We start from the raw sequence: 12,978 nt of genomic DNA, 5'->3' as shown, positions 1-12,978 counted from the left end.
AATCATCCAATAGAGACATGGAGATAAGAAACACGGGTCTTTCTCTTTTAGCGAAAAGCATTTATTAAGAAAATGCTCACAGCTCCTTGTCTTGATTATTGAGCATTGATGTGTCAGTACTTTTTATTATCCAATTTTGATGTCGTTTCGACTGGCTTTTAAGCGATAGAAAAGGAAAAGCCGGTAATAAAATAGATGATTTGAAATCAGTATCTCTGACGATGCTCTTTGGGAGTTGAGTATCTATTGGAAATACGAATGAAGGTGACTTCAAAGGTCGTTTGGCTGCTTTTCATAGCGAGAGCAGAATCAACGAATGGCTTTTTAAGTGAGTTAAATGGTTACACATAAAAGAGGGGAGGAATAGTTGTGCCTACAATTGGAGTATTTAATTTATCCGGTACACTAAAGCAACAGCAAAAAGAACTTTTATCTAAAGAGAATATCAGAATCGTTGAGTTAGAAAAATCAGAAATAGACAAAGCCCTTTCTCTGGATGCAGCAGTAATCGTAGATGAGCATCAAAAAAATGTTAGTGATAGTTGTGTGTTGATTACAAAGCTGCGGGAGAAAAGACATATGCTCCTATGGACATATGGAAATGAGATTTCTGAAGTGAATCGAATGATTTATCTCCAGCTCGGTGTAGATGGAAATATCATTAGCGATCAAGGGCAAGAGTTTTTCTTGATTGTGCGAAATGCATTAACAGGAAGACAAGCATTGCTGGGGAAAGATTTTGAGCATACCTTGGCTAAGAACCAGCGTTCAGATCGTTTAGAACTAAATCCCGATAATCAGAGTGTAATTGTTAATGGAGAAGACGAAATTGGCCTAACAGGGCTGGAGTATCGTGCACTTTCGGTACTAAGCAAGCAACCTAAAAAAACCTTCAAATACGATGAGCTCTACGAAAAATTATGGGGAACCAAACGAGTGAATGGGAAGCCTAGAATAGCGAACATCATTTTTCATTTACGCAGCAAGCTGGAAAATGATCCGGTAAATCTTAGCGTAATTAAAACGGTGAGAAGCAAAGGATACATGTTTGTGCCACCCACTGATAAAGTGGATTAATGAGTAAAGTAAAACCGAGATAAGTAGAAGTATCGGTGCCATTCCTCGTCCCTCTTTTCGTTTATCTTTTGAAAGAATTATATATTTTGTAGTGAAGATATTCGAACTTTGTGTTACTATTGTTAGTGTGTAAAATAGTTAACAAAGAAAGGGGAGCGTGTTTAAGGCACCGATTTTTTCTGATTTTTATCAAGGCGAGTAACAAAATAAGCATGTAAAGGAAGAGTTGAGAGTGAAAAAAAGTATTAGAAGAGTAATTTATCCGGTAATTATGATGATCATGGCACTTGTATTTTTTTCGAATCAAACCATTGAAGTAGAAGCAGCAGGCGACCTTTCAACAGGCGGCGGCTGGAACAGCGCCGTTTCAACTGTGGGTCAGGAAAGCCCAACTGATCCGGCAGCAGCCGTATTAAACGGCGTACAGGCAACATCGGCTAGCTTAAATAGTCGTTGTTTCTTACCGACTTTTGGGGGATATATAGAAATTACGAAATACGACTCTACAACATTTAAAAAACTGGCAGGAGCACAATTTACAATTTATAACAGTGCCGGAAAAGTTGTAGAGGTAATTACATCCAATGCTTACGGAATAGCAAAATCAAGCAAGCTGTCATTGGGCACTTATAAAGTTGTTGAAACAAAGGCTCCAACAGGCTACGAATTAGAAAGTACACCGGCAACAGTGGCATTGAAGGCCTGTGTAACGATTTGTCTGAAAAAATATAATAAACCGGCTTGTGCAACAGGCAGTTTGAATATCAAAAAGGTAGATGAGAGCGGTCGTCCTTTAGCAGGAGCGACATTTGATGTATTCAATTCAGCCGGCACAAAGGTTGGTACGGTGACAACCAATGCAAATGGTGTAGCTCAATTGGGGAATTTGCCATATGGCGTGTACACGTTGGTGGAAACCAAAGCACCGGACGGCTATGAGCTGAATACAACACCAATTAAGGTGACTATTTCTAAAACAACGCCATGTCCAACAGCGGTTGTGACAAACAAAAAGGCCAAGGGCAGCTTGGAAGTCATCAAAGTAGATGAAGCAGGTGCTCGCTTAGAGGGCGCAGTTTTTGATGTGTACAATGCCTCAGGTACAAAGGTAGGAACCATCACAACAAATAGCAATGGTGTAGCTCAATTAGGTGACTTGCCATATGGCGAATACACATTGGTAGAAACCAAAGCACCGAACGGCTATGAACTGATTACAACACCAATCAAGGTAACGATTTCTAAAGACACACCAAAAGCAAGTGTGACAGTAGTCAATAAAAAAGAAGCTAAGGGTGAGTTGGAAGTCATCAAAGAAGATGAAAAGGGCACTCGCTTAGAGGGTGCAGTCTTTGATGTGTACGATGCGAACAATAAGTATATAGCGACGATTACGACGAACAGCAATGGTGTGGCTCAGCTAGGCGACTTGCCATATGGCGAGTATACACTGGTGGAAACAAAAGCACCGGATGGCTACGAACTGGATCCAACACCAATTAAAGTGACGATTTCTAAAGACACACCGAAGGCAAGTGTCAAAGTTGTGAATAAAGAAGTTACGGGTGAGCTGGAAGTCATTAAGGAAGATAAAGAAGGGACTCGTTTAGAGGGTGCAGTCTTTGATGTCTATGATGCAAGTAATAATTACGTAACGACAATTACGACAAACAACCAAGGGATTGCTTGGTTGGGTGATTTGCCATACGGCGAGTATACGTTAGTGGAAACCAAAGCACCGGACGGCTACGAGTTGGATGCAACACCAATTAAAGTGACGATTTCTAAAGACACGCCGAAAGTAAGCGTGAGAGTAGAAAATGTAAAAGAGGAAACAACAGGGGCAATCAAGATAGTTAAGTATGAGAAGGATACTAATCCAGTGGTATATCTGCCAGGTGCAGTATTTGAAATCTACGATGAAAATTATTTGTTGGTAGGAACTTATACTACAAATCAAGATGGAGAGATTTTAGTAGAAGGTTTGGCACCAGGACAGTATTTTATTCTTGAGCATACTGCACCTCCAGGGTATGAAGAAGATACAACGATGTATCCGGTAATTGTGGAAGTAGGGAAAGTAGTAGAAGTACATCATCCAAATAGCAAATTGCCAGATCCTGACACAGGGAACTTAACAATCATCAAATATGCAAATGATGAAGCTGGAGATCCGACTACCACTACTTTACCAGGCGCAGTTTTTGAGATTACGAGACCAGATAATACAACTTTCCAAGCGACAACAGATGAAAACGGTAGAATCGACTTGACGAACCTTCCGATTGGCTCATATTCAGTGAAAGAAATACAAGCACCAGATGGCTATAAGCTGGATATCGTTACTACAAGACCGGCAGAAGTTGTCAAAGACGATACTGTGACACTTAAATTTTATAACGATCCTAAGCCAACCCCAGTTTATGAAGGAAGAGCCGTGATTTTTGTTTATTCAACTTCTCTTGACGTGAAGGGGCAAAAATTCTGGATGGTTGACAGCAAGAACAATATCTCAGTTGTAGAAACTAATACCTTTGGTCAAATTAGTACGTATCTTCCAGTTGGAGATTACAAATTAATCCATGCTTCTACAGATGCAATGACGATGGAAGCTGTCAACTTGAACTTCGACGAAGTAGCAGATGCAGCAGCGTTCAAAGTCCAAAAAGATAAGCTGACAATTGTCAACCTGAACATTTAAAAACAAGTTTATCATTGGTTTAAAATAGCCGTTCAGGCGGCTATTTTAAATATATGAATCCAACTAAATACGCTGTACAGACTAGAAAGACGGTTGCTTCCTTTGGAGGCAATAGCTGCGCGGGATATACGGCACTATTTAGTACGATTCACACTAGAGTATTTATATCAAAAACATGTGTTGTGTGAAGGGAGGAAAAAAAGTGGATAAGCAAGCAGAAAAGAAAGTCGGAAAATCGTTTGAAGAATTGACACCGGAAGAGATGAACAAAGTTCAGGGAAGCTTCTTCGGAATCGGAGGAAGCTGGAGCTGGTCTTCATCATCATCTTCTTCGTCTTCATCATCATCTTCAAGCAACTGTTATTCTTCGAATTGCAGTTATAGCTGTTTTACAAGCCGTTGTTGCGGTTGGCGTTAATTGAATCATAGACTTGCTAGATAAGCAACTGTTCCAGCAGTGCTTATCTAGCACTTATTTTTATAGTAAAAATATACATATTCGAGGATGTTGCTTCACAGGCTGTACCTCGAAAAAACATCATCATGGTGGGTATATCCATCAAAAAAGGGAGTTACTTATGAGAGTTGAACATTTAGCAAAAGCGACATCTATCAAGCAGAGATTTACACTATTGAAAGACTTTTATGCTGGACAAGAAGGTTTATCTACTGACGAACAAGCAGCAAATTTCCAAGCCTGGCGAGCACGCCCGACGTTAGTCACCGACGAGCGGTTTCAATCTATCCTGTCTCATATGAAGCTGACGGAGGAAGACTTTGGTTTCGCTGTTAAAGCGCTGACAGAGGCAGAGCAGGACTATATCTATCATCAGCTGTCACAGGAGGACTGGCTGATTACGACAAACGTCATTTTTGCCTCTGAGGATACCGATCAACGCGATATCAAAGAGCAAATCAATGTAAACTTTACCTACGCGCTGCGTTTGCACATCAATTATTTTGATTCGAAAATACGTGCAGCGGCAAAAGATTTTCCAACAGTTATTATAACAGAACAAGCGTTGAGTAACTACATAGAAGAAGGAATCAACCGTTTCTTAGTCATTAGTCTGCGAACCTTCGTTTATGATCTTCACGATCAAAAACAGGGGCTGGTGTTGACTGGTGAAGACGAAAAGGAACGCTTCAGAGAATACCTGACGCATCGTTTTTATGAGAAGGAAAATCTTTTCCAATTCTTTTATAGCTTTCCGGTACTGACGAGGATGCTGGCTGAAATTATGGGGTATCAGATTGCCAATTTCCGCTCACTGCTGACAGCTTTGGCAGAGAGTAAGACAGAACTGCAGAAAACCTTTGGTATTGGCAAGAGCTTTTGTGTGGAGCGTTTGAGAATGGGGGCGGGTGACTCCCATGATCGAGGGAAAACAGTGGCTATTTTGACCTTTGACGATGGTTCTGAACTAGTCTATAAACCAAAGGATTTGGAAATCAGTGTTCGCTTCGATCAGTTTGTTTCACGTTTGCAGGAAAAAGATGCACGCTTTGATTTCTATTTGACGAAAAAAATTGTGAAGAAGGAGTATACCTTTGAAGAACGGCTGGCCCATAGTGAGTGCGAGTCAACCAAAGACTTGGAGCATTATTATCGTCAGTTCGGACATACAATTGCTTTAGTTTATCTATTGAATGGCAATGATTTCCACTTGGAGAATATACTTGCGCATGGCAAATATCCGGTAATGATTGATCTCGAAACAATTATTCAGAATAACTTTCCGGCGCCGAACAGTGAGAATGCTCTTGTTAAAGCTCAGATGGACAATATGGAATCGGTGATTATGAGTGGGTTGGTTCCAATCTATTTGTTTGAAGAAAAGAGTGACGGAGAGGTAGAAGGAGCGGCTCAAGGGGTTCAATTGAGTGCGTTAAGCGGTGATCAGCAGAAGCTGCCCTATAAGGTGTTGAAGCTGATTAATTTTGATTCGGATAATATGCAGTTTGTTTATGAAGAGCATATGACCGATGCGGCTGAGAATATTCCTCTGTATAAAGGTGAGAAGGTAGATTTTACGCCTTATACGCAGTTAATCCTTGAAGGCTTTAGTGAGTTTGCTGCTTTTGCCAGGGAAAATCGTGCGTTTCTGATTGATAGCGTGACAGAAGCCTTTTCCAATGTTTTGGTTAGAAATGTTATCAAAACGACGCAGAGCTACGGTGATTTGCTGGATTATTCCACGCATCCAAGCTGTATGGTTGATTATATCGAGAGGGAAAAGTTGTTTGAGAATTTATGGATGCACAGCTATTCGAATGAGCAGCCAGTGCCTTTTGAAGTGAGGGATATGCTGCAGCATGATGTCCCAATCTTTTTCAATCGCACCAATGCCTGTCATTTAACGGCCAGTCGTGGCGAGGATGTCGGGAAAATGTACGAGGAGCCGGCGATTACTATAGAAATTGAGAAGCTTCGCCGCTTTAGTTTGCAGGAAGAGGAGCAACAGCTGGACTATCTCTACACCTCCTTTGGCACTTATCATTCAATGGATTTGCAGAAGACTGCAATTACAGTGGAAGAGGAAAAGGAAGAAAATCCTTATTTGACTATGGCTGCGGCAATTGGACAACGATTGATAGATACGGCCTTTGTCGGTGAAGAATCCATTGCTTGGAAGAATGTAGAGGAAACAGCAGCAGAAAATTATATCGTTACTGTTATGAACGAAAATCTGTACGACGGAATTACCGGTCTGTATTTGTATTTCAGTGAGCTTTATCATGCGACGAAGGCTGAGCGGTTTAAGGAAGCGTATCTATTAAGTGAAGCACTGGTTCTTAAACTAAGCGACGAATACATTGAGAGTATCTCAGCCTTCTATGGTTCATTTGCTGCGGTATATCCGTTACTTTATTCCTTCAAGCTGAGCCAGAAAGCAGTTCTGTTGGAGGCGGCGGAACGAATCGCTCAAGCATATATTGAAAACTATCAAGAAGAACAAATAAACAGCTACGATTGGACTGGGGGAACAGCGTCAATTATCAAGGTATTCACTTTGCTGTTTAAGGTGACCGGTAACACACAATACCATCAATTTGCCAAGCAACTGCTTCAAGATTTGAAGCCGGAAACTTTGACACAGGGCGGCTTTGCACACGGCTATTCCGGCGTGATTCACGCAGCGAACAGCGTAAGAAAGCTTGAAGAAAATGACATCAGTGAGCAATTGATTCGCTGGGGATTACAGGAAGAACGTAAGACCTTTGATACAGAGCAAAAGGGATGGCTGGATCTCAGACCGGCATATCCTATTGTCAACGACTTGTGGTGCTACGGTGCAACAGGTATCGGGATGGCGTATTTGGACTTGGTGGAAAGTAATGTAGAAGATTCATTGCTTCATCAGGAGATTTTACTGGCTGCGGATCGGTTGTTAGGGCAAGAGAAGGAAGATGATTGTCTTTGCCATGGAAACTTTGGTGATTTGGAATATCTGCTGAGTGTGAGAACGCATCTCAATCCTGCTCAGCTAGAAAAGCTGCAGGAGAAAATGGACTGGTTGGCACGTAAACAGCAGCAAGCCTATTATCATTTTGAAGGCTTGAAGACAGTACCGAAGTACGGGTTGTTCACCGGGCTTTCTGGAATCGGGCACCAATATCTACGTTTATTTAATCCGAAAATGAGTGCCAATATATTAACATTGGAGCTGCCGGAAGGCTGTTAAGGGGGGAGTTGACTTGAAAAAGAAAGTACCATTTGTCGAACCAAGTGAGCATAGTGAATGTGGTCTTGCCTGTGTGACAATGATTTTGAATTATTATAAGGACCCGGCAACGCTGAATCAGCTTCGAGATATCTACGGTGTGCCTAAAGGCGGTAACACCTTACTGAATCTGAAAGAGATATTGGAAGAACGTGGGATAGAAACCAAAGCGATTCGAGTGTTGGAATTTGACATTTTGATGGAACAGACAGAACCGGTCATCTGCTTTTGGGAGAATCGACACTATGTGGTGTTGGAAAAGCTGACAGAGGATTCAGCGGTTATTTTGGACCCTGCTCTTGGTAAAAGAAAGATATCCTTTGAAGAGTTTGCGGGCTTATTCACGGATTTTGCGTTGCTGATTGAAGAGGAAAATATCAACGTTTCTCAAACTGAGAAAAAGAAAAATGCGGCGTTATCAATTTTTAAACAGATATTCAAAGAACAAAAGCTGAAAGCTTCTGTTTTTATCGGCTTGACGTTATTGATACAGGGCGTCAGTATTTTAGTGCCTCGCTTAACGCAGCTAATTATCGATCGTTCACAGGCGCCGGGGCAGCTGATTACTCAAATTGGCTGGGGAATTGCCTTGCTGTTCATTGCGTATTATTTACTTCAGGTAGCGAGAGGGCTAACCTTGATTGTTTTAGAGCAGCTGTTCGATTTAACCTTGATGAAGGCCTTTATGAAAAAAATTATGCATTTACCACTGCGCTTTTTTGTCAACCGGTCAACCGGTGATTTGATTTTTCGAGCAAATCTAAGTGTGATTATTCAGCAGATTATGAGTCAACGAATGCTGACATTGTTTGTTGATTTTCTGTTTGTATTTATTTACTTAATCTTAATGCTGTCGATTTCGCCGCAAATGACAATGGTTGCGCTAATTGGGGCACTTATCATGGGAGGCATTTCTTTTGTTAATTCAAAGAAGGTGCAGGCAATTACAGATAAAGAGCTGTTGGCGCAGTCGCGTGTACAGCGGATTTTGGTAGAGCTGTTTGAGGGGATGGAGACGGTAAAATCCTCGGGCTCGGAAAAGCAGTTTTATAAAAAATGGCTGACGAACTTTAAACAGCAGATTGATCTTCGTGTAGAGAAGGATCGCTTTTCTACCTGGGTTCGAACGATTCAAACCTCAATCCAGTTTATTTTACCGGTGCTGTTAATCTATATTGGCGTCTTTCAATTAATGAACAACGAGTTAACCTTGGGCCAAATCATCAGCTTCAACTCATTGGCTGGAGCCTTTATCACGCCAATCGTTGTTGTGTTTGATTCTTATACAGAAATTTTACTGCTGCGTTCTTATTTTGGAAAGCTGAACGAAATATTGGATGCAACAGAGACACGGAAAAAGAAGAAAGGAGCTGCAGTTATTGAGGATATCAAGTCTCTTGATATCCAATCAGTATCATTCAAATATAGTCGTTTTGAAGAAAATATTTTAGATGATATTTCATTTAGCGTTCGAGCGGGTGAAAAAATTGCGATTGTCGGAAAGAGCGGTTCCGGAAAAAGTACCTTGTTGAAGCTGTTAGCAGGACTTTATGAACCGACAGAGGGTTCAATTGAAGTGAATCACAAGGATCTCCGAAACGTTCATGAGGAATCGGTTAAACGGGTTACAAGTATTGTCAATCAGAAGCCGACGATATTTAATGCCTCCCTTTTGGAAAACATCGTGATGAATCAGGAGAAGTTTGATGAACGACGACTGGAACGGGCAATCTATGATTCCAGAGTCAGCGAGATTATTCAAAATCTGCCGTTGGGGCTTGAGACCCCAATTTCAGAAGGCGGGATGAACCTTTCCGGAGGGCAGATGCAGCGGATTTCCATTGCTCGTGCACTGGTAAAGGAAACACAGCTGCTGCTAATGGATGAACCAACCAGTTCTCTTGATAATATTTCTGAAAACTTCATCATGAATCAGCTGAAGCATTATGACTTTACATGTATCGTTATCGCTCATCGGTTGAACACCGTAAAGCATTTTGATCGAATCTTGGTTATTGATCAAGGACGAATTGTGGAGGAAGGAACACATGAGTCGCTGATTCAAAAGAGAGGACATTACTATTCGATTTACCACGAGCCGACAGAATCAAGCGTCGAGCGCCCCTTTTTTTCAACTGAGTATTGAGAGACTCACAGACAGACAAAAGAAGGAGGAAGTTGATGGCGGTGATTGGATATATGCGCGTAAGTACGCCACATCAAAAGTTTGATTCCCAGCTGCAGGCATTGGAAGCATATGGGGTAGATAAGATATTTAAGGAGCATGAAAGTGGACGAAAGCTGGAACGGACAGAGCTGAACAAGGCATTGGCTGAACTGCGATCGGGCGACACCTTTGTGATTTTCAAATTGGATCGCTTGGCACGGGGGACGAAACAGCTATTAAGCTTAATGGAAGAATTTGATCGAAACCAGATTCACTTTGTCAGTATCCAGAATAACATTGATACAACAACCGCGACGGGACGTTTTTTCTTTACAATCATGGGGGCTTTTGCAGAGATGGAGGCAGAAATGATTCGAGAACGGGTACTGGCTGGTCTGAGTGCTGCCAAAAGCAATGGTGTCACCTTAGGCCGACCGCCATTAGTCAATCAGGTAAAGGAAGCGTTGAATCTCTATCATAATACGGATATTCCTGCACAAGAGATTTCCAAGCGCTGCGGTATTTCTACTGCAACTATCTACTACCATTTGAAAAAAGACGGTGTTTACCGTACCAAAAGAACAATTTCCAATAACTAGCAGAAAAAATCAGCAGACGGAATGTGTAAGACCTTCCAACTGCTGATTTTCTTGTTTGTAGCTATTAAAGCAGAGATATCTGAAAGTGATGGGTTTCTGATATTTGCTGACTTTCATTGATAAAAGAAGCTGTTTGAACGATAGACCTGTGAAGATAGTTGGATGAGCTGTAGTTCTTCATCTAAGATACCTTGCAGTGGTCTGATTATTGTACGTTCACATCGACTACTTGATAGAAAGCATTTGTTGTATCAGCAACATTCCAGACACCATAAACAATATGGTAACCGGAGCGATTGCTTGGAATCGTAAGTGTGTGATTAACTGTTGAACCAGGAATCGCATTGTTGTCATTCACTTGACCAATCAGCTCAAAGTCGCTCATTTTTAATGGCGCATTTTGATCCCAGCCTTGTTTGGTCATATAGTAATCCCAAGTAGAGGTACGATGACGAGCTGTTAATGTCCATGTAAGCGGCAGATTTCCAGTTGAAATAGTCGTTTTATGCCAACGGATTGCTGTCTGCTCATCCAATGCCTCAAAGCCGCTTACGCCTGCGCTGGCAAGTTTGCCGTCAACGAATACTCCTTTTGTTGCTTCAATACTTTGGGGTTCCCACTCTGCTCGTCCGACGTTTGTGTTGAGCTTGCCGCCTGCCGCACTGCCGAAGTAAGCTCTGCTTCCAGGGCTGGAGATGTAGCCATGGGCTTCTGAAACGGTTGCTGCTGCTGCGGTACCTACTGTAAATAAACCAAGTGCCAAGATCGTTTTCAACAATACTTTCTTCATTGTGTTGCCTCCTAAAGTTTTTTTGTAACGCTTACAATGCTAAAGTAACATGGATTTTCCATCTGTTCAAAAGATATGCTTTTATCTCATTATAATGTTTTGGTGAGAGAAGCTGATTTAGGATTGTTTGCTTTTGTTTCTGAAATTGGACAGCCTTTTATAGGAGGAGGATTGTTTCACTTCGAAAAAAGACTGATTGCAGCTGAAAAAAAAAGCGATGCACGCACATACATATTTCAGACATATGTTATAATTTACAGAAATGGAAAACAATGTTAAATAGTATAAACGAAGGCTGCGCTGCTTTTTCATCTATAGAAAATAAAGTAGTTTGTTGGACCTGTTGCTATGGAGAGAGGAGATTTGTAAATGGGAAAAAGATACACCATGCCCTACGAAGTGGCTTATTATGATGGAGATATCACAAAGAAAATGACCTTGCCATCTATGTTGGCGGTAGTTATTCGTACATCAGAGGAGCAAAGTGCGCTGCTAGGCAGAGGAGCGGATTATATTGCGAGCTTAGGGTTAGGCTGGGTCATTACGAATTATGAGATAACGATTCATCGTTTGCCGAAAGTAGGAGAAAAAATCAATATCACAACGGAAGCGATGTCCTACAATAAATATTTTTGTTACCGTAATTTTTGGATACATGATGAAGAGGGCAATGAATGTGTACTGATTAAGTCAACCTTTGTCTTGATGAATAGAGAAAACCGTAAAATGGGTAGTGTATCGGAAGAAATCATTGCGCCTTATGAAAGTGAAAAAATCAAAAAAATTCAGCGTAGTGAGAAAATTGAGAAGGTGGAAAATGGTCAATCCTGCGACTACAGTGTTCGCTATTTTGATATTGATGGCAACCAGCATGTAAATAATGCGATTTATTTCAATTGGCTGTTGGATGTATTGGGTTATGATTTTCTGTCTGTACATCAACCTGTTCAGGTCAATGTGAAATTCGATAAGGAAGTAGAGTATGGCCATGTAGTGGAGAGTCATTACGACACGGTTGAGGATGAAGCAGGTTTGAAAACAAGACATGAGATTCGTATAGGGGATCAGCTGTATTGCGAAGCAAATATTCGCTGGCAAGAGTGCCAAGAAAAATAGGAAACGACGAATAAGTGTTCAAATTCTATTTTATTGTGTATGATAGTACAACAAAAATGAGGACGAAAGGAAGTGAAGGAATGATTCGTTTAGGTCTGACATCCTTCAATGAGCACGAGACGCTGACCGGAAAGAAGCGAACGACGCTTTATGAATACGCAGGGCATTTACCTTTGGTGGAGATGGATACTGCCTATTACGGCATTCCCAAGCAGGAATCTGTCAAAAATTGGGTGGCAGCTGTCCCTGAAAACTTTCGTTTTGTGATAAAGGTGTATAGCGGCATCAGCTGTCAGGGCGAATGGGAAACCTACTATCAAAGTGAAGAGGAAATGGTTCAGGCCTTTTTACACAGTATGGAGCCGTTAATTCAAAGTGGCAAACTGTTTGCGTTTCTCGTGCAGTTTTCAGCAAGCTTTGGTTGCACAAAGGAAAACGTTGCATATCTAAACAAAATAAGTACGTGGTTTGCAGACTATCCTGTCGCGGTAGAATTAAGAAATGGTACTTGGTACCAGCCGGAACGTGTCAAGCAGACCCTAGGCTATATGAAGCAGCAGCATTTTTCACTTGTGGTAGTAGATGAGCCGCAAATTCCACTGAATCCGGTTCCCTTCTTTCCATTTGTGACGAATTGAGCAGAGCAGTTGAGCAAGCTGCTGAAAAGACACGTGAAATAGGTGTTATTTTCAATAATAATTCCGGCGGTGATGCTGCTGGAAATGCTCTGGATATGAAGGCAAGACTTGCAGTAGAATATGAAAATCTGAATCCGAAGCAAATGGGTTTATTTTAAGGTGATT

At 41.4% G+C, this 12,978-nt stretch carries 8 protein-coding genes and 1 pseudogene; 8 read left to right on the top strand and 1 reads right to left on the bottom strand.

Annotation, left to right across the window (positions count from 1 at the left end):
- Positions 1–369 precede the first annotated feature (369 nt).
- From IW510_RS21550 to IW510_RS07000, 6 genes are all read left to right on the top strand, one after another.
- Entirely contained in the window at positions 370–1,077 is a 708-nt protein-coding gene (locus tag IW510_RS21550; protein WP_202058132.1) for a winged helix-turn-helix domain-containing protein, read from the top strand.
- A gap of 232 nt (positions 1,078–1,309) precedes the next feature.
- On the top strand, positions 1,310–3,778 hold the full coding sequence (locus IW510_RS07020) for a SpaA isopeptide-forming pilin-related protein (RefSeq protein WP_202058130.1): 2,469 nt from the start codon (positions 1,310–1,312) through the stop codon (positions 3,776–3,778).
- Positions 3,779–3,980: 202 nt separating this feature from the next.
- Positions 3,981–4,196: a mersacidin family lantibiotic gene (locus IW510_RS07015; RefSeq protein ID WP_202058128.1), complete on the top strand. Its 216-nt coding sequence runs from the start codon at positions 3,981–3,983 to the stop codon at positions 4,194–4,196.
- Between the two features lie 160 nt (positions 4,197–4,356).
- Complete coding sequence (lanM, locus tag IW510_RS07010; RefSeq protein ID WP_202058127.1) at positions 4,357–7,464, top strand: type 2 lanthipeptide synthetase LanM; 3,108 nt, start codon at positions 4,357–4,359, stop codon at positions 7,462–7,464.
- Positions 7,465–7,477: 13 nt separating this feature from the next.
- A complete protein-coding gene (locus tag IW510_RS07005) occupies positions 7,478–9,649 on the top strand; it encodes a peptidase domain-containing ABC transporter (protein ID WP_202058126.1) in 2,172 nt (723 codons plus the stop codon).
- A 35-nt stretch (positions 9,650–9,684) separates the two neighbouring features.
- Positions 9,685–10,269, top strand: a complete 585-nt coding sequence (locus tag IW510_RS07000) for a recombinase family protein (protein WP_202058125.1) — start codon at positions 9,685–9,687, stop codon at positions 10,267–10,269.
- Positions 10,270–10,474: 205 nt separating this feature from the next.
- Here IW510_RS07000 and IW510_RS06995 read toward each other — a convergent pair whose 3' ends face one another.
- Positions 10,475–11,059: a lytic polysaccharide monooxygenase gene (locus IW510_RS06995; RefSeq protein ID WP_202058124.1), complete on the bottom strand. Its 585-nt coding sequence runs from the start codon at positions 11,057–11,059 to the stop codon at positions 10,475–10,477.
- 369 nt (positions 11,060–11,428) lie between these two features.
- Here IW510_RS06995 and IW510_RS06990 point away from each other — a divergent pair, with 369 nt between their 5' ends.
- Together IW510_RS06990 and IW510_RS06985 are read left to right on the top strand one after the other, a co-directional pair.
- Entirely contained in the window at positions 11,429–12,175 is a 747-nt protein-coding gene (locus tag IW510_RS06990) for an acyl-ACP thioesterase domain-containing protein (protein WP_202058123.1), read from the top strand.
- Positions 12,176–12,255: 80 nt separating this feature from the next.
- Positions 12,256–12,971: pseudogene (locus IW510_RS06985) on the top strand (DUF72 domain-containing protein).
- Positions 12,972–12,978 lie beyond the last annotated feature (7 nt).

The organism is Enterococcus sp. BWR-S5 (assembly GCF_016745255.1).
Taxonomy (GTDB): domain Bacteria; phylum Bacillota; class Bacilli; order Lactobacillales; family Enterococcaceae; genus Enterococcus_L.
Note: the sequence above shows the minus strand (reverse complement) of the source record. Positions and strands in the feature narration are given on the sequence as shown.

What these genes read in the sequence shown, in the direction of transcription:
- lanM (WP_202058127.1), top strand. Translation starts at nt 4,357, where the DNA reads ATGAGAGTTGAACATTTAGCAAAAGCGACATCTATCAAGCAGAGATTT.
- IW510_RS07000 (WP_202058125.1), top strand. Translation starts at nt 9,685, where the DNA reads ATGGCGGTGATTGGATATATGCGCGTAAGTACGCCACATCAAAAGTTT.
- IW510_RS06995 (WP_202058124.1), bottom strand. Translation starts at nt 11,059, where the DNA reads ATGAAGAAAGTATTGTTGAAAACGATCTTGGCACTTGGTTTATTTACA.
- IW510_RS06990 (WP_202058123.1), top strand. Translation starts at nt 11,429, where the DNA reads ATGGGAAAAAGATACACCATGCCCTACGAAGTGGCTTATTATGATGGA.